The organism is Klebsiella sp. Ech2A, from assembly GCF_030078455.1.
GTDB classification, from domain to species: domain Bacteria; phylum Pseudomonadota; class Gammaproteobacteria; order Enterobacterales; family Enterobacteriaceae; genus Klebsiella; species Klebsiella terrigena.
This window is the reverse complement of the sequence record NZ_JAQGFU010000039.1, coordinates 1-17,980: the sequence shown is the minus strand read 5'-3', so window position 1 is coordinate 17,980 and position 17,980 is coordinate 1. Positions and strand designations below refer to the sequence as shown.

The window sequence follows — 17,980 nt, the reverse complement described above, 5'->3', positions numbered from 1 at the left end:
CAGGTAACAGTGCTTTGCGAAACGCTGGGTAGGAGACTGAATCCGCTACAGAGCCGGGTTCTCATCTGTTAAACTTGCTGCCAAAAATTTCCAAGAAAACCTAGGATATGACATGAGTTCACTGCACACCAGTAGCAGTAGGGCGGTCGCATGCCAATGGAGAGCTGTACGCAAATGAACGCCGTAGAAATTGAACAAGCTATCACGGATCTTGCAGAGCAACCCTTTGATCCCATAGATTTTCCTTATGCTTTCCTTGAAGCCTTCGGTAACAAGGAAACGACTATCAAACGCTTACGCGCTGGGGCGTCGAACAAGTCCGATTTGGGCGGCGTTCTTCAGACCAATAACATTCACATTTTGGCTAGTGAAGAAGGGCAAGTAACACAAATGCTGGCTTCACTCAAAGCCAGCCCGGCAACAGGCAAGGCCAAGGCCAAATTCATCCTCGCCACAGACGGAAAAGACTTCGAAGCTGAAGATCTCATCAGCGGTCAGACTGTCGCTTGCGCCTTTAAAGACTTTCCAGACCACTTCGGTTTCTTTCTGCCTCTGGCGGGTATCAGCACTGTTCGCCAGATCAGCGAAAACGCTTTCGACATAAGGGCTACCAGCCGCCTGAACCGCCTTTACGTTGAACTGCTGAAAGACAACCCTCTGTGGGGGGCTGCGGGACGTCGTCACGACATGAACAAATTCATGGCGCGGTTAATTTTCTGCTTCTTCGCTGAAGATACCGAGATCTTTATCGGTAAGGGGTCCTTCACCGACACCATTGCACAGATGAGTGAGCGCGACGCTTCTAATACGCACGATGTTATCGCTACGCTGTTTTGCGCTATGAACACCCCGAGCAATGAGCGCGCAGCCGCAGGTATTCCGCGCTGGGCTATAGAGTTTCCTTACGTTAACGGTGCTTTGTTCTCGGGGAGTGATGAGGTTCCGCGTTTTAGCCGTATTGCACGTTCCTATCTACTGCATGTTGGCAATCTGGATTGGACCAGAATCAACCCTGACATCTTTGGCTCGATGATTCAGGCCATTTCCGAAGATGAAGAGCGCGGTGAGTTGGGCATGCATTACACCAGTGTCCCCAATATTCTCAAAGTGCTTAACCCACTGTTCCTTGATGAACTGCGAGCTAAACTTGAGGAAGCTGGTGACAATCCGCGCATGCTGCTCAATCTGCGCAAGCGCATGGCCCGCATTCGCATATTCGATCCTGCGTGCGGCTCGGGCAACTTCCTGGTCATCGCGTATAAGGAAATGCGCGCGATCGAGTCGGAGATAAACAAACGGCGCAGTGAAACAGATCGTGCATCCGATATCCCGCTTACCAACTTTCGCGGGATCGAATTGCGCGACTTCCCTGCGGAGATTGCGCGGCTTGCACTCGTCATCGCCGAATATCAGTGCGATGTTCTGTACCGAGGCCAGAGACTGGCCTTGGCCGAGTTTCTACCTTTGCGTGACGAAAACTGGATTACTTGTGGCAACGCGCTGCGGCTCGATTGGTTGAGCATTTGCCCGCCAACTGGAACCAGCGTGAAGATGCAATCCGATGATTTGTTAAGTTTTCCTCTCGATCAATCTGAGATCGACTTTGAGAACGAAGGTGGCGAAACATATATATGTGGAAATCCGCCTTATAAAGGTAGCAAGTACCAGACTAGTGAACAGAAACGCGATCTTGAACAGGTCTTCAGTAACACATCCGCGAGCTGGAAATCTCTTGACTATGTCACCGGATGGCTAATTAAGGCAAAACAATACGCGCAATACAGCAAAGCCACTTTCGCCTTTGTGACAACTAATTCGATTTGCCAAGGTATACAGGTCCCTGAGCTGTGGCCGAGCCTTCTCGATCAAGAATTTCGAATTACATTCGCTTATACCTCTTTCAAGTGGAGCAATCTCGCCAGCAACAAAGCCGGAGTAACTGTCGTAATCATTGGAGTGTCCAACAATTACTCGGGTATGTCGAAACTGTTCTCAAGTGATCAAGCTGGCGAAAATCTTATTCGAGAGGTCGAAAATATAAATGCCTATTTGGTACCTGGCTCGAATATCTTTGTGCAAAAAAAGCCTAAAAGAACTGACGGCTTATCAAATATGGACTTTGGCAATAAGGCCGTGGATGGCGGACATTTGTACGTTGATCGAGACGACCTAGGAAAAGTCGAAGTAGAGCACAAGCGCGGATGGGTTAGAAAAATTTTTGGGGCAACTGAACTGATCAAAGGAATTCCCCGGTTTTGTCTTTGGATTCCGGATGATGCTGTCGGCGAAGCAGTAAGAAATCCATTCATCTCTTCACGCCTAGAGCTAGTTAGGGAAATGAGGTCAGCGAGCAAGAAACTCCCGACGCAACGTGGTGCGGATGAGCCTCACAAGTTTGAAGAGCGGCGCCAACGTGGAGATGAGCAGATAATTGCCCTGCCTCGTATCACATCCGAAAACCGTGACTATTTGCCCGTTAGTGTTTTGGATGCAGGTGTGATAATTAGCAGCCAATTGTTTGCCTTCTACAATACGGACATTTTTCACCTTTCACTACTAGTTTCACGGCTTCATTCTGTGTGGATGGCAACCGTTTGTGCGCGAATGAGAACCGACTTCTCATACTCCAACACCCTCGGCTGGAACACCTTCCCCGTACCAATGCTAACTGAAAAGAATAAGTCCGATCTTACACGTTGTGCTGAGGATATCCTGTTGGCGCGGGAGCACCACTTCCCAGCGACCATCGCCGACCTCTACGATCCCGAGAATATGCCAGCTGACCTGCGCGCTGCGCATGACCGCAACGACGAAGTTTTGGAGCGGATCTACATTGGTCGCCGCTTCAAGAACGACACCGAACGGCTGGAAAAGCTGTTTGACCTCTATACCAAGATGACTGCTTCGGTTGAACCGGCCAAGGGTAAGAAGCACAAAGCGAGAGCTAACATATGAGCGACAAGATCAAGTCCGTACCGTCCGTTTCCGTTACCTACGCACGTAACGGAGCATCGACTAGGGCCAATGCCCTGGGGATGAGGCCAATGCAGGAGCGGGCCTACGAGAAGCGGGGCGAGCAATATCTGTTAATCAAATCACCGCCTGCCTCGGGCAAGAGCCGTGCGCTGATGTTTGTGGCATTAGACAAACTGGAAAACCAGGGTATCAAACAGGCTATCATCGTTGTGCCGGAGAAATCAATTGGCTCGAGTTTCAACGATGAACCGCTATCGCAGTTTGGATTCTGGGCTGATTGGCATGTCGAACCTAAGTGGAACCTGTGCAACGCGCCCGGTAACGACAACGGTGGCAAGGTAAGATCTTTCGGCTCTTTTCTTGAAAGTAGCGATAAGGTGCTTGTTTGCACACACGCAACCTTTCGCTTCGCGGTCGATGCCTACGGCGTAGAAGCGTTTGACGATCGCCTGATCGCGGTCGATGAATTCCACCATGTGTCAGCTAACCCGGATAACAAGCTTGGTCAGCATCTGGGGCAGTTCATCGTTCGTGACAAGACACACATCGTTGCCATGACCGGCTCCTACTTCCGGGGTGATGCGGAAGCCGTTTTGGCTCCTCAGGATGAGTCTAGGTTCGATACCGTCACCTACACCTACTACGAACAGCTCAACGGTTACGAATACCTCAAGCAACTCGACATCGGCTACTTCTTCTACAGTGGCTCCTACGTCGATGACATCCTTAATGTCCTCGATCCTGACAAGAAGACCATTATCCATATACCCAACGTCAATTCGCGAGAGAGCACGAAGGATAAAATTAAGGAAGTGGAGCATATTCTTGGCGAGCTTGGTGATTGGCAAGGTGCGGATCCGGCGACTGGTTTCCAGCTAGTCAAATGCCGCGATGGCCGAATGTTGCGTATCGCTGATCTGGTGGACCCAACTAGCCAAGGCAAGATTCAGGAAAGCCTTCGTGCTGTAGAAATGAAGACAGACCGTGATTATGTGGACATCATTATTGCACTTGGTATGGCGAAGGAAGGTTTCGACTGGATCTGGTGCGAACATGCGCTGACCGTTGGCTACCGTGCCAGCCTAACTGAGATCGTGCAGATTATCGGCCGCGCCACTCGCGACGCGCCGGGTAAAACTCGCGCGAGATTTACTAACTTGATCGCCGAGCCGGACGCTGTAGAGGGCGCAGTCACTGAGGCAGTCAACGATACCTTGAAAGCTATCGCGGCGAGCTTGTTGATGGAGCAGGTACTGGCTCCGCGCTTCGAGTTCAAGCCCAAGAATCCAGAAAGCGGTCCGACTCCAGGCTTTGATTATGGTGATGGAGGGTATGACCCGGATAGCTGCAATTTTGGTGTTAATGAACAGACAGGAACGTATCAAATCGAGATTAAGGGACTTGCCGAGCCCAAGAGCAAAGAAGCGGCACGCATCTGCCAGGAAGATTTAAACGAAGTGATCGCGGCCTTTGTGCAGGATAAGCCCGCCATCGAACGAGGTCTGTTCGATGAAGAGCTGATCCCTGAAGAGTTAACACAGGTTCGTATGGGTAAGATCATCAAAGAAAAGTATCCTGAACTTGATGCTGAAGATCAGGAGGCTGTACGTCAGCATGCTATCGCCGCCCTTAACCTCACGCAGCAGGCCAAGCGTCTTGCCACTGGCGAGAACGATGGGACGCTCAATACTGCTCTTATTGACGGAGTGCGTCGCTTTGCGATGGACGTGCGCGATTTAGACATAGACCTTATCGACCGCATTAACCCCTTTGGTGAGGCTTACGCTATCCTTGCTAAGACGATGAGCGAAGATAGCTTGAAGCAGGTCGCGGCCGCCATCTCGGCCAAGCGTACCTCGATCACGCCTGAAGATGCCAAAGTGATCGCCAAGCGTGCCGCTGAATTCAAACGTGAACGTGGGCGCCTCCCATCGTTAACTTCGCCCGATGCTTGGGAAAAACACCTTGCTGAAGGTGCAACCGCGTTTATGCGTTTTAGGGCGGAGGGGCGTTATGAGTAAAAATGATTTAGACGATTTGGCTGATGAACTTGCCGAGTTTGCACCACCTGAGAAGAAAAAAGGACGTCCTGCCAGTGAGGAACGCATCATAGCAGGTTTTGAGGAAATTCAGCGCTTCACTGACCAACATGGGCGTGCGCCGCAACACGGTGAAAATCGTGAGATCTTCGAGCGCCTCTATGCAGTGCGGCTCGACCGTCTACGCAGCCTTCCAGGCTGCCGTGCCTTACTTGAACAGCTGGATCATCAGGGCTTATTAGCCGTAGGGGGGGAGGTAGCGGAGTCAGCGGAAGAAATTATCGATATCGATAATTTGGCTGCCGAACTGGCTGATGTTACCAGCGAGGACGATATCACAGTCTTGCGTCATGTTCGTGCTAGCGCCGAAAAGCGTACTGTACAAGGTATCGCGGATCGCAAACCGTGCGAAGACTTTGATGTGTTTAAACCTCTATTTGAGCAGGTGCGCAGTGATCTAAGTTCAGGCTTAAGAGTGACTCGACCTTTTGGGCAGTATGCAACGATTGAAGTGGGCCATTGGTTCATCCTGGATGGTCAAACGGCTTATGTGGCTGAAGAAGGTGAAGAGTTTGATTCGCCACAGGGGAAGAAAGATGCTCGGCTGCGTGTCATTTACTCGAATGGTACGGAAAGCAACCTACTTCGGCTGTCATTGGTTCGAGCCTTGTATAAAGACGAAACAGCACGCCGAATTACCGATCCAGACATGGGGCCTTTATTCAGCGATGCTCTAGAAGAGAGCGATCTTGAAAGTGGCACCATCTATGTGTTGCGTTCGCTATCTGATAACCCTTATGTGGCTGAGCATCGTGATGTCATTCACAAGATTGGTGTGACTGGCGGCAAGGTAGAGACTCGTATTGCCAATGCTGAACACGATTCCACCTATCTATTGGCGAAGGTCGAGGTGGTAGCTTCATACAAGCTCGCAGGCATCAACCGCACCCGGATGGAAAACCTGTTTCACAGGTTGTTCGCACCCGCTCGGCTTAACATCACCATTAATGACCGTTTCGGCCATCCTGTGCAGCCCGAAGAATGGTTTCTCGTTCCGTTATTCGTCATCGATGAGGCTGTTGCACGTATCAAGGATGGTAGCATCATTGGGTATGTCTATGACCCCATGTCTGCGAAGCTGGTGAAGGCATAGAGCAGCGAAAATGTTGACTTGTAGGCCAGGTGTTGCCGGAAAAAGAAAGGCATGACAATGCTCAGGATGACCTGGGCCGAATAGTTTTTCATCAACGTTTAAGCTGCGGCCGAAATGATCGACGAGCGGCTGAGAGTTGGAGGAGTTACCCGTTTCATTGCTTGGATGAGGTGTCTGCGTGATGTGTTAGAGGGTATTGGCATAGGGGCGTCCAGTTTTGAAGCCGGTTGAAAAGGACAGTCAATATCGGACAAAGTACGTGCTTTGGCCGACACCGTGTAGGCTAAGGAGTGAATATGTCGGTAATAAAAAAAATCGTGATCAAGAATTTCAAAAGTATCGCCGACCTGACTCTTGAGTTCGACGCAGGCAAGAACGTATTGATTGGTGACAACGAAACGGGTAAGAGCAGCGTGCTATTGGCATTAGATCTGGCACTTAGCGCAAGCCGCAGTCGAGTTGAAAACATAGGCTATGAAGCCCTGCTGAATCAGGGGGCGGTGCAGAATTTCTTGGCAGGGCCAGCAAGACTGGATTTGCTTCCAGAAGTCATCGTGGACGTTTTTCTGGAAGAGGGAGACGACCAAGGTTTTTACGGTACCCAAAACGTTCTTGGAATACAGACAGATGGTCTGCGCATGGCGATTGTCCCCTTGATCGAAGAGTTCGGCCAGACAATTGTCGATCTGCTTAAAGCAAACAAGGACAGCTTTCCTTTTGAGTATTACAGTGTCAAGTTCTCAACGTTCGCCGGGGCGCCTCACGTCAGCTACCGGCGTCCGGTCAAACACCTGATGATCGACAGTTCTCGTATCGACAGTGAATATGCCGCTCGTGAATACACCCGAGCGCTGTTCGGATTCCATGTAAATGTGCCGGATCGCTACCGCCTCGAAAATCGCTATCGGCAAGGTAAAGAAGTTTTCAGTCGAGACAGTCTGAAGGAATTGAACAATGCGCTCGGTGATTATCAGTTTTCCTTGCGAACAAGTTCTCGCGCCAACCTTGAAACCGACTTGGTGATCACTAAAGACGGCATCCCTATAGAGAATCGTGGCAAAGGTGAACAGTGCTTTATCAAGACCAATTTCGCCCTGAAGAAATATGAGGAAAAAGGGAGCTTGAACGCGCTCCTACTGGAGGAGCCAGAAAACCATCTAAGCCAAACGAATATGAAACGCTTGGTTGAAAGACTGGCTGATACGACGGGCACTCAGCTGTTCATTACGACGCACAGTAGCCATATCTGTGCTCGGCTCGATCTACGCCACGCGTTACTGCTTGGAGCAGGGGGGGCGGGACGCTTGAAATACCTGTCGGAGCCCACCGCAAACTTCTTTATGAAAGCGCCCGATAACAATGTTCTTGAGCTTGCCCTCTCCAAGAGAGTCATATTGGTCGAGGGGGATGCAGAATTTATCCTCATGGAGCACTTCTACAAGCAGTTGGCAGGCCATCCTCCTCAGGTTGATAATGTGCACATCATCTCGATCGGTGGTACGAGCTTCAAACGCTACCTGGAGCTCGGAAAGCTCCTGAGTATCAGGATCGCCGCAATTCGGGATAACGACAGCGATTACCAACAGAACTGTGTAACGAACTACGAAGGTTACCTGTACGAATCGGCCCAGATCTTTGCCGATACAAATCCTGACCGAAGCACCTTTGAAATAGGTCTCTACAGAGACAATCAGCATCTATGCGACGACCTTTTCGCTGCAGGTCGAAAAAGACTGACCGTTCAAGAGTACATGTTAAAAAATAAAGCGGATGCCGCTTTCGAGTTGCTAACTAAGAAGTCCGCTGAGCTGATCGTCCCGAAATATATACAGGATGCGATTGGGTGGATAAGAGCGTAATTTTTTCCGTCGCAGGATCTGGAAAAACCAGTCTGATCATTGAAAGGCTCAGCTTTGATCAGCGGGCATTGATCGTCACTTACACGGAGAACAATCACCGGCACCTGCGCAACAGGATCATCCGGAAGTTCGGGATGATCCCACCCAACATTACACTCACTACGTACTTCTCATTCCTGCATGGATTCTGTTATAGGCCTTTGATGCAATTGAAGCTAGGGACCAGAGGCATAAATTTCAGGCGTCCGCCCAATAGACATTTCCGCTTAGACGATTTCAATCGGTATCGCGATGGCAGCGGGAGGCTCTATCACTGCCGCCTCGCCAAACTGCTACAGGTCTTAGGGGTTATACCGGATGTGCGTGCTCGCCTGGAGCGCTTTTACGACCACCTCTACGTTGACGAGGTACAGGATTTTGCGGGCCACGACTTCAACCTGCTGCTGGAGATTTCACAAGCGAATATTGGTGTAACGTTCGTCGGTGACTTCCACCAACATACCTTTGATACCAGTAGAGACGGTACGATAAACAACAACCTCCACGACGATGTTGTCCGTTACGAGAAACGCTTTCGTGATGTCGGCATCACGGTAGACAAGGAAACCTTGAGCTGTAGCTGGCGATGCACAAAAATGGTCTGCGACTTCATTAGTGCAAAGTTACAAATCCCTATGGGTGCTCATGAGCAAAGGGTCAGCCGGATCATTACGGTTGATGACCAAGAGCAAGCGAGCTTGTTGCACGCTGATCCCACCATTGTGAAGCTGTTTTTGAGCGAACACTACAAGTACGGCTGCTACTCAGAGAACTGGGGAGCGAGCAAGGGCATGGATCACTTTAATGATGTTTGCGTTGTGATGGGACCGGGTATCTGGAAAGACTATTTGGCAGAAAGGCTACACCAAGCAAATCCGCAAACGCGCAACAAGTTGTACGTTGCCTGCACTAGAGCGCGTGGTGACCTGTATTTCATGCCCGAGAAGCTATTGAAAGCATTTAAACAGAGGAAATAGCCGGTTGCATCGTTGAATCGGTTCAAACATCGGTTGCTAAGTGATGAAGGCTTGTTGCCGGTTTGTAATGGGCTTAGTGGCGGCCACGTATCATGTAGAAGAGGCTTTCAATCTAATGCTGAGTAGACTGTTGGTACAAAGTTGCTGCCCGCCAACTAAAAATTCCACGGAACCGCCAAAATACATAAAGTCTGGCTCCGCGAAAAATTTTGGGCGCAGCGAAAAATTTGTCCGACAAACGCGCTTTGTTATACATGCCACTCATAAAACGCATGGTTTTCAGATGGTTTAGTATTTGTGAAATTGAATGGGATGAAAATATTTTTGTACTGTAGTCAATGACTAATTTCTATCTGGTTAATGGCACTTCTAGCCATCCTGTCCTTCATTTCATCTAATCGCTTGATGCAAGATTGTCTTGCGCTTTACGAATATTTTTTATCGATGCTGACCAGTCGTTCGTAACCTACGTTACCCTATGTACTCTTGGCTGAGGGGGAGAGAACAATAATTCACGGCCGACTGTTTACAACCCATGCATGAGGTAGCGAACAGCGACATTTGGACACAAGCAGCCAGTGGTATAGGCGAGAATATTGGAAATATCTATCATTGCAGATACTTCATGTCGAGGCTAATAAGCCGCGCCATAATTTCAAGCCTATTTAAGATTTTTACACTTTTTCCGAATGTCATTCGTTATGGATTTAACTACATCCCTATACATGCCGCCACCCTTATATGGTTTAATCGCATAGCTGGTTTTTTCGATAAACTGATCTACGAAATAATCGATCTGATCACACAGTGTTAGAAGAATTAAAATGGTTCTATCCTGCTTCCAGTCTATGCTTTTATTTTGTAGCAAGTTAAGATATTTTCTCGTAAATCCCGCAAGCTCTTCAACATGATGTGCTGCGCGTTCCACATGCTTAACGAGTTCTTCAATTTTTCCTATATTAACAAGGTGAGAGGAGTATCCATTTGTAATCCGCAACGCTTTTGTAGATGAATAAAAAGGGTTGGATCTGTTGTATATGAAAGAGATAGTTTGAGGGATAATGCCATTTTGAATTTCCCTCCTTTTGTCTCCTATGGATTCTTTGGCGTCGATAAGATATTCAATGCATTGATTATATGCCTCATGGATGCCATAATTAACGGAGTATTCTACTAGCGTGGACTGGCGCAGGGACAAAACTTGTGAAATTGAATAACCTATGAACACAATGCCAAATATTGCTTCGAGAGAGGCAAAGAGCCTAGATATACCGGTCGGTGTAAAATCACCATAACCAAGCGTCGTAATAGAAACCACGCTAAAATAAACCAACTCATAAATATCAGCAGATTTATTGTTCTTAGTTACGCCATGTCCTTCAAAGTTTCCTGCCAGCCAATAAAAGGCAGAAAAAAATAAAATCGAACCAATTAAAATTGCGCTGAGTTTATATATGAGTTTTTTTTGTTTGGTCGATAAATCATTCACGTCTAGCCATTCCTTTATGTTTGACGAGCATTTCAGTAACTTCAGAGTTGAGATGGAATAAACTTAAGCAAGCCATTCCAAGCCTTTATATCACGCAAAATTTATGATGGTTCGCCTAGTGTTATATGGTTAGCTACTCTCATCATATTATAATATCTGAATCAACTCAATGATGTCTGCCCGTCGCGATTGAGTTCTAAGCAGTTGATCGAGAGGGTCGCTCAGCTCGGCAGCTTCATCTACGCTGCGTATTGCACGCAGGACAGTGGTGTACAAAGAACCGACGCAATCATGTTTGAAAGCTACCCAAGCTGCGCTTGACTTGATGCCCTGGTCGTGAGAAGTGTGAGGACACGCATCAGTTTTGGCAAAAATTATTGTACCGCTACCAGTGCCTCGGCACTGGAATATTCATGGAGGGAGTATGCAAATTCGATTTCAAGGTGAGAATGATCTGGAGCAGGCGCTTCATGAAATTCATCGACGAGCCTGCGAGTATGAGGGGCCCTTAATGCACCAATTTATAGAGTTGGCCAGGATCAGTGCGCCGGTCGAGCCGGATGAGCCCCTTAGAGAGGCATCCTTGGATGGAACGCAACATGATGGTGTCGCGGCAGATGCCAAGCTTCGGGAGATCAAAGAGCGATTTGAAGAAGCCCTGTCGTTGTTGATGGTCCTCGCTTTCCCGGTGCACAGCGGAACCGAACAAGTCGTACGCGATGAACTCAATCAGGCACTGGGGCACGAGCAGCAGATCGACTCCCTAAAGATGCGCGTCGGGAACCGAAAACTCAGCTTACGAAGTAAGTTGGGACGACGCCCGACGAAAAAGCAAGTCGCACTGCGAAATGCATTGCTCGAATTTCTCCCCCGACAGACCCTGGAGGAACTATGAGTACTACAACTGCCGCAACGTCAGGCACCAAGAAAAAGACGAAGCAGCCAGCGCCGCCGGACCTAGTTAAAGCTGTAGGTGCGCTCTTTGATATTGCGGCAAAGGCGTCGTCGCCCCTTCAATTGCAAGCAATGACCCGAGACAAGTTATACGAAATGCTGGTCCTGTCTCGAATTCTGAGAGCCTTTCGGCGTGCGCATCCCAAAGGTTCAATCATTCACCAGCCGCCGTCTAAGGGAGGTAAACCGTCGGAGGTGATCGTGGCAAGCAAGCCCGCCCTGGCCGATCGCAAGCGGTTCTCGCACTTTGAGCTGCTCGATGCCGCTGGCACCAACTTGGGCGAAGCATGGACCTCGGTCGAATTTGAATCATTGAGTTGGGATCGTTGCGGTGGGGCACCCGGTAAGGCCCCTCGCGAAGCACGGCACGAACTCGACGTTTGTGTTCTAGAGCCAAAATCAGGTGAACGCCCAGCACATTTTCAGGTCTATGCAGGAATCAGTTGCAAGGACGTTCGTATGTCATCAAAAGAGAATGTGCGAGAAGCGTTGGGGTTACGTCGAGAGACTGCGCTGCTTGGGAATTCAGTCCCAAGCCACACCCCATGGCTGGTGCAGTCGGTCCCCGCAACTCCTTGTTCACCAATCTTTCTGGTGAGCTCCGACTTAGGGATCAGGAAATACGCTTCACCTGTTGACGAAATGGGTGTTTACATTAGATTCGTGCGTCGGCCCTGGGCAGCAGAATCGTGAGGAATGGTATTTTTCATGGCATCTATGTAATTGAAATTTATAAATTATTGATTTTAAATGAATTTAAATAATAATCAATCATAGAGTGGGAATGATTTCGCGTCTGGCAACAGCCTGCACGTAAAAGCAGTAAAGTACCTCTAAGCCCGCGTAACTGCGGGCTTTTTTGTTTTTTTGCCCGGCTTTTTCCAGCGTTCCTGTCGCCGGTGGCAACGGCTATCCCTTCCGCGCGCTACGCATTCCCGGGCGTTTCTCAACGTCCGGATCGGCCAGCAGCCGCGCGTAGGCTTCGCTCTCTACCGCGACCAGCGCGACCCGGCCCTCCCGGTTGTGATGCAGACCGTAGCCGTATTTCTTCACCAGGGGAGAAGCGCGCAGGCAGGCCTGCGGCCTGGCGAAGAACGCTTCCGCTGTCACCGGGCCTTTGCGATCGTTCTCGACCGCGAGAAGCAGCTCATCTGACGTCATGGCGTATGGCGCGGCTGAAAGCCTGGCGAACTGCCGTTCGGCGATCGTGCCCTCTTTCGTTGGCGGCGTGGCCGCCGTCGCCGGGCAATCATCCGATACGACGATCAGCGTATTCCGGTAATTGGTGCTGTGCATGGTCATATCCCGCTTAATCCGTTAGCCCAATTTATCGTCGGAGACTCGTTGGCTCCAAATCTGCTGCGTCCCTGAAGTATAGAAAATCCCCTGCCGGGGGCAAATCCGGGCTCCGCGGGCTGTGGAATATTGGCACTCGGTCAGGAATGGCGTGCAACAGGCCAACGTTAGCTGAACGGCCGATCGCCGAGCGGATCGGGGTTATCCTGTTCCCCATCCTGCAAAAGCGCAGGCGGGGGCGGGGCTACCGAGCGCGCATACCGGGCGGGAGGCATACCGACATAGCGGGTGAATGCGATGCTAAAGCTGCTTGCCGACCGATAACCCACCTGAACGGCCAGCCGCTCGATACTCAGTTTTCGGCTTCGCAATAGCTGCTTCGCCAGCGCCATGCGCCAGGCCAGTAAATACTCCATCGGCGGCAGGCCGACGATGCGGCTGAATCTGGCAAAGAAGGCCGAGCGGGAGAGGGCGGCTTTGGTGGCCAGCTCGGCAACCGTCCAGGAGTATTCAGGTTGAGTATGCATACAGCGCAGCGCGATCGCGAGACGCTCGTCAGCCAGGCCGCGTCCCAGGCCTGGAACGGATGTGGTCTCCGTGCCGGATCGCAAAACCTCGATCAGCAGTACCTCAAGAAGTCGCTCCAGCACGAGCTCTTTTGCCGACCGCCGCTCTCGCGTTTCTTCGTCGATCAGCTGTATCAGCGTGGTCAGCCGGGGACGATCGCGTACCACAACCACGTCCGGCAGCAGCGAGACCAGCAGCGCCGCATCCGACGCGGCGAAGCTGCAGTGGCCGATGAGCATACGCAGATCGGCAGCACCCTGCTGGCGCCCAACGCGAAAATGTCCCTCGGTGATCCGCACGGGCGAAGTGAAAGGCATATCGTGCGGAGCATCGAGGCTGCCGTTGACCAGGTCCTGCATTGCCGGGGCGAGAATAAAGTCGCCCGCACGGAGGATGAATGGTTGGTTCCCGGCGAAGGTGACGCGGCAGCTGCCTTCAAGAATTACGCAATACAGGGGTTCGCCTGTCGCCTCACGATGGATCCGCCACGAGCCGGCGCACTCCACCAGCTTGGAAAAACGGGCGGCAGGCTGCAGCAGCGTAACGATCTGGGCAAGCGGATCGGGAGTCATGATCGAGACTATCTCTAAAGTAATGACGACTGTAAGCTATATTACGTCCAATTTTTGGCGACTACTATAAGAGCGTCAACGTTTAATGGAGATGCTTATGCCTACGATATTGATTACCGGCTGTTCATCCGGCTTCGGCCTGCAAACCGCGAAGCTGTTCCTTGCCAGGGGTTGGGAGGTGATTGCAACGATGCGTACGCCGGCCGAAGAGGTGCTCCCGTCCTCTGAACGGCTGCGGGTGCTGGCGCTGGATATTACCGATCCCGCCAGCATCGCCCGGGTCGTGGCGGCGGCAGGCCCAATCGACGTTCTGGTCAACAATGCCGGTTTCGGGGCGCCGTCTCCGGTTGAGCTTACGGCGCCGGAAACCATCCATGCCCTGTTTCAGACGAACACCATTGGCACGCTGGCGATGGTGCAGGCCTTCGTGCCGCAAATGCGCCAGCGCCGGGCCGGCGTGGTCATTAACGTGACGTCTACGGTAACGGTCAAAGCATTGCCGATCGTCGGGATTTACCGGGCAAGCAAGGCGGCCGTAAACGCCTTCACCGAATCGCTGGCGGTGGAGATGGCGCCCTTCGGCGTCCGCGTACATATCGTTTTGCCCGGCCGTTCGCCTGAGACCCGCTTCGGCGATAATGCCCGTCCCCACGTGCGCGGCATGGAGGAGCCGGACTACGCCCCCATGCTGCAGCAGTTTATCAAAAGCGTCCTGGAGGACCCGGGCCCGGTGACCCATCCCTCCGATGTGGCAGAAGCGGTCTGGCGAGCGGCGACCGACGCCTCCGCGCCGCTGCTTATTCCCGCTGGCGCCGATGCCGAGCTTTGGATGGCTGAAGCCGGTCGTCAGGCGGAATAGTGCGCTTTTCAACCATGAGGACAGATGCCGCTTTCCTGCCGCGCTGACCTTCAGGTGTCTCGATAAGCCCGCATGCGGGCTTTTTTATGCCGGCTATCCCGGCTGCAAGGAGCTACCGGGCGGCGGAGGGCCACGTCGCCAGCGCGTGCTCGACCAGGGCGTCAAGCATCTGCCTGCTGGCTCCGGCCTTGGCCTGCACGGCCATCCCCTGAGATAGCGTCATAACGAAGGCAGCCAGGGTGGCGCTGTCCGCGGAAGGCGGTAAATCGCCTTCGCGGCGCGCCCGCTCCAGGCGGTCGTTCAGCGCCTGCTGGGTTGCGGCGCGGCGGCGAATCAGCTCGCGGCGAATGGGCTCCGCATCATCGGAGCAGGCCAGCGCGCCGTTGATGCCCAGGCAGCCCGGATGGTCGGCGCTTGCCGTCTGGACGCTGGCCGACTCTTGCAGGATCCGCGCCACGACCTCGCGGGACGTCGGTTCATCCAGCGCCTCGCGCATAAATCCCATATACGCGGCGTCGTAGAGATCGAGGGCCTTGAGGAAGATTTGCTCCTTGTTGCCGAACGCCGCATAGAGGCCGGGGCGGGCTACGCCGGTGGCCCGCGTGAGATCTTCGAGGGAAGTCCCCTCGTAGCCTTTCTGCCAGAAGACAGAGAGCGCCGCCTCCAGCGCCTCATTTTCGTTGAACTGTCTGTGACGTCCCATTGCTTTTCACCTGCATATTTCAATACCGACCAGTATAAATCGCTTGACACCTCATCGGCAAATACAATACCGTTCGATAAGATATCGATCGGTATTGTATTTAAGGAATATCATCATGACGAATACCCACGCTCTGCTTCACGATAAGGTCGCTCTGGTGACCGGCGGCGCACGCGGCCTCGGGCTGGAGATTGTTCACCAGCTTGCTGCGCTCGGCGCCCACGTTATTATTGGCGCCCGCGATGAGCGCAAAGCCCGACAGGTGGCGGACGAGCTGCGTGGCCAGGGCGGCAAAGCATTGGCGCTTAGGCTCGACGTGACCCGCGAAGCGGATCGGCTGGCGGCCAGCGCGGAGATCGGCAGGGCTTATGGCAGGCTCGATATTCTGATTAATAACGTCGGTATTCTGCTGGACAGTCCCGACGGCGGCACGCCGGCGACCCGTCCACCGAGCGAGGCGCCAGCGGACGCGGTGCGTGACACATTTGAGGCTAACTTCTTCGCTCCCGTTTTTCTTACGCAGGCTCTGCTGCCGCTGCTAAGACGCTCGGCGGCGGGACGCGTCGTCAACGTCTCGAGCATCCGCGGGTCGCTTGCCCATTTATCCGATCAGAATTCACCGGTCTATCCGATTCGCGCGCTGGGGTACGACACCTCCAAAGCCGCGCTCAACGCCTTCACCATCCTGATTGCGGAAGAGCTGCGCGGGACGCCAATCAAAATTAACGCCGTTCATCCCGGCTGGCTGCAAACCAGCATGGGCGGCGAACGCGCGGATATGAGCGTCGCAAGCGGCGCTCGTACCGTCATTCGCTATGCCTGCATTGGGGAAGAGGGGCCAACGGGCGGCTTTTTCTTCCAGGACCAGCGGCTGCCGTGGTGAGCCGGAATGTCCCTTTCAACCCCAACTACTGAGGAATTTGCAATGACTAAAAAACTCGCAGGAAAAGTTGCGCTCATCACCGGCGGTTCGCGCGGTCTCGGCGCGGCGATCGCTGACGTTCTGGCTGAACAGGGGGCGGATATCGCTATCACCTACGTTGCTTCCGCTGACAAGGCGCACGCCGTCGTGGAAAAACTCATCGCGAAAGGCGTACGCGCCGTTGCTATCCGGGCCGATCAGGGGGATCCGTCCGCCGCGGAACCCCTGGTGCGTGAGGTCGTGGCGACGCTCGGTAAACTCGATATTCTCGTCAATAATGCGGCCGTCGCGTGGCAGGGAAAAACGATCGATGCTCCCGATATCGACAACGCGGCGATGGATCGACAGTGGGTTATCAATACGATGGGCGTCATTGCGAACATCCGTGCGGCGGTGCGGGTTCTGCCAGACGGTGGGCGCATCGTTTCGGTCGGCTCCGGCCTTGGCACGCGTATCGGTTTCCCCGGCACAACCGATTATGCCGCCAGTAAAGCGGCCATCGTGGGCTATAGCAAGGGCGCGGCGCGCGATCTGGGGGCGCGTAATATCACCGTCAACGTGGTGCAGGCGGGCATCATGGACACCGACATGGCGGCCGGCGCGCGGGACAATCTGCCGCCGGTGGTGATGGCATCTCACGCTATTCAGCGCTATGCGACCGTTGAGGAGGTCTCCGCCACGGTTGCTTTCCTCGCCGGGCCGGATGCCGGCTTTATCACCGGCTCGGTTATTGATGTCAATGGCGGCTTCACGGCCTGATTCACGCGGCCTCGCTCACCGCCTCCGCCGGGAGCTGACGCTGGTGCAGGGCAATCGCCAGCGCCAGCGCGGCCACGACCAGCGCGAGCAGCGCAGACACCGCTAAACCTCCCTCGATGCCCAGGCGCTGGTTAAGCCAGGCGTAGGCAAATGGCGAGGCGGCCGCCAGCAGCTGGGCGGGGATCAGCAAAACTCCGGTGCGCCGGGCGTAATCCTGCGCGGCAAACAGCTGCAGCGGCAGCGTGGCCTTGAATACCGTGGTTAAGCCATTAATCGCGCCATATCCCAACACGACCCCGGCGGCGGCCCATGCGGAATAGGGGCCGCTCAGGCCGAGCGCAAAGCACAGCGGCATCAGCAGGGCCGTGAGCAGCGTGAGCTTTAGCGGCGTTAATGCGGAGCCGGAAGCCACTTCCAGAAAACGGGCGCCGGTTTGTCCGACTCCCCACAGCATGCCTGCCGCCACCGGCAGACCGTAGCTGGCGATAAACTCGGGCAGATGGGTCGAGGTTCCGTTAGAGACAAAGGTCACCAGCGCGATCAGCGCCGCATACAGCAGGCCAACGCGTCGGTCGTGGCGCGAGGCCGGCGGGCGCGCTTTGCGCTGCGGCGGCCTCGGCAGCCGGATATTCGGCATTTTGCACAGCAGCAGCGCGCTGAGCACGCCGAACAGCGCGTAGACCAGCAGCGCGTGACGCCAGCCGATCGTCGTCAGCAGCCAGGCGCCAAGCGGCCAGAAAACGGCGGAGGCCAGGCCACCCGCCAGCGTCACCCGCGAGATAGCCACTCTTGCACCTTGTCCGTAAAGGTTGACCA

Annotated in this window: 15 protein-coding genes; 10 read left to right on the top strand and 5 right to left on the bottom strand. The window is 53.3% G+C overall.

Features of this window, described 5'->3' with window-relative positions; genetic code table 11:
• The first annotated feature begins 174 nt into the window (after positions 1 to 174).
• The 5 genes from PFH44_RS10320 to PFH44_RS10300 all read left to right on the top strand — a co-directional run bounded on the left by PFH44_RS10320 (position 175) and on the right by PFH44_RS10300 (position 9,043).
• Positions 175 to 2,955 carry a class I SAM-dependent DNA methyltransferase gene (locus PFH44_RS10320; RefSeq protein ID WP_283824959.1) on the top strand — a complete coding sequence of 927 codons (2,781 nt, stop codon included), beginning with the start codon at positions 175 to 177 and terminating at the stop codon, positions 2,953 to 2,955.
• On the top strand, positions 2,952 to 4,997 hold the full coding sequence (locus tag PFH44_RS10315; RefSeq protein WP_283824958.1) for a DEAD/DEAH box helicase: 2,046 nt from the start codon (positions 2,952 to 2,954) through the stop codon (positions 4,995 to 4,997). Before PFH44_RS10320 ends, PFH44_RS10315 begins: the two co-directional genes overlap by 4 nt.
• Positions 4,990 to 6,168, top strand: coding sequence for a GIY-YIG nuclease family protein (locus tag PFH44_RS10310; RefSeq protein ID WP_283824957.1), 1,179 nt, complete (start codon positions 4,990 to 4,992; stop codon positions 6,166 to 6,168). The genes PFH44_RS10315 and PFH44_RS10310 overlap by 8 nt, the downstream gene beginning before the upstream one ends.
• A 296-nt stretch (positions 6,169 to 6,464) precedes the next feature.
• Positions 6,465 to 8,027, top strand: coding sequence for an ATP-dependent nuclease (locus PFH44_RS10305; protein ID WP_283824956.1), 1,563 nt, complete (start codon positions 6,465 to 6,467; stop codon positions 8,025 to 8,027).
• On the top strand, positions 8,012 to 9,043 hold the full coding sequence (locus PFH44_RS10300) for a DEAD/DEAH box helicase family protein (RefSeq protein WP_283824955.1): 1,032 nt from the start codon (positions 8,012 to 8,014) through the stop codon (positions 9,041 to 9,043). The genes PFH44_RS10305 and PFH44_RS10300 overlap by 16 nt, the downstream gene beginning before the upstream one ends.
• Before the next feature lie 661 nt (positions 9,044 to 9,704).
• Here the strand turns inward: PFH44_RS10300 and PFH44_RS10295 are convergent.
• Positions 9,705 to 10,532 (bottom strand): potassium channel family protein, encoded by an 828-nt coding sequence (locus tag PFH44_RS10295; protein WP_283824954.1) that lies wholly within the window; start codon positions 10,530 to 10,532, stop codon positions 9,705 to 9,707.
• 424 nt (positions 10,533 to 10,956) lie between these two features.
• On the opposite strand from PFH44_RS10295, the gene PFH44_RS10290 reads away from it, so the two are divergent.
• Both PFH44_RS10290 and PFH44_RS10285 read left to right on the top strand, forming a co-directional pair.
• Complete coding sequence (locus tag PFH44_RS10290) at positions 10,957 to 11,427, top strand: hypothetical protein (RefSeq protein ID WP_283824953.1); 471 nt, start codon at positions 10,957 to 10,959, stop codon at positions 11,425 to 11,427.
• Positions 11,424 to 12,179: a hypothetical protein gene (locus tag PFH44_RS10285; RefSeq protein WP_283824952.1), complete on the top strand. Its 756-nt coding sequence runs from the start codon at positions 11,424 to 11,426 to the stop codon at positions 12,177 to 12,179. The genes PFH44_RS10290 and PFH44_RS10285 overlap by 4 nt, the downstream gene beginning before the upstream one ends.
• Positions 12,180 to 12,395: 216 nt before the next feature.
• On the opposite strand, the gene PFH44_RS10280 is transcribed toward PFH44_RS10285, so the two are convergent.
• A complete protein-coding gene (locus tag PFH44_RS10280) occupies positions 12,396 to 12,782 on the bottom strand; it encodes a DUF6157 family protein (RefSeq protein ID WP_283824951.1) in 387 nt (128 codons plus the stop codon).
• 167 nt (positions 12,783 to 12,949) lie between these two features.
• A complete protein-coding gene (locus PFH44_RS10275; RefSeq protein ID WP_283824950.1) occupies positions 12,950 to 13,921 on the bottom strand; it encodes an AraC family transcriptional regulator in 972 nt (323 codons plus the stop codon).
• 97 nt (positions 13,922 to 14,018) lie between these two features.
• Between PFH44_RS10275 and PFH44_RS10270 the strand changes: the two genes are divergently transcribed.
• Positions 14,019 to 14,780, top strand: a complete 762-nt coding sequence (locus PFH44_RS10270) for an SDR family oxidoreductase (RefSeq protein WP_283824949.1) — start codon at positions 14,019 to 14,021, stop codon at positions 14,778 to 14,780.
• Positions 14,781 to 14,892: 112 nt separating this feature from the next.
• Here PFH44_RS10270 and PFH44_RS10265 read toward each other — a convergent pair whose 3' ends face one another.
• A complete protein-coding gene (locus PFH44_RS10265) occupies positions 14,893 to 15,483 on the bottom strand; it encodes a TetR/AcrR family transcriptional regulator (RefSeq protein WP_283824948.1) in 591 nt (196 codons plus the stop codon).
• A 115-nt stretch (positions 15,484 to 15,598) separates the two neighbouring features.
• Here PFH44_RS10265 and PFH44_RS10260 point away from each other — a divergent pair, with 115 nt between their 5' ends.
• Complete coding sequence (locus tag PFH44_RS10260; protein ID WP_283824947.1) at positions 15,599 to 16,366, top strand: SDR family oxidoreductase; 768 nt, start codon at positions 15,599 to 15,601, stop codon at positions 16,364 to 16,366.
• A gap of 42 nt (positions 16,367 to 16,408) precedes the next feature.
• Entirely contained in the window at positions 16,409 to 17,164 is a 756-nt protein-coding gene (locus PFH44_RS10255; protein WP_045856286.1) for an SDR family NAD(P)-dependent oxidoreductase, read from the top strand.
• Position 17,165: 1 nt separating this feature from the next.
• On the opposite strand, the gene PFH44_RS10250 is transcribed toward PFH44_RS10255, so the two are convergent.
• A partial coding sequence (locus PFH44_RS10250) for an MFS transporter (protein WP_283824946.1) occupies positions 17,166 to 17,980 on the bottom strand: 815 nt, incomplete at its 5' end.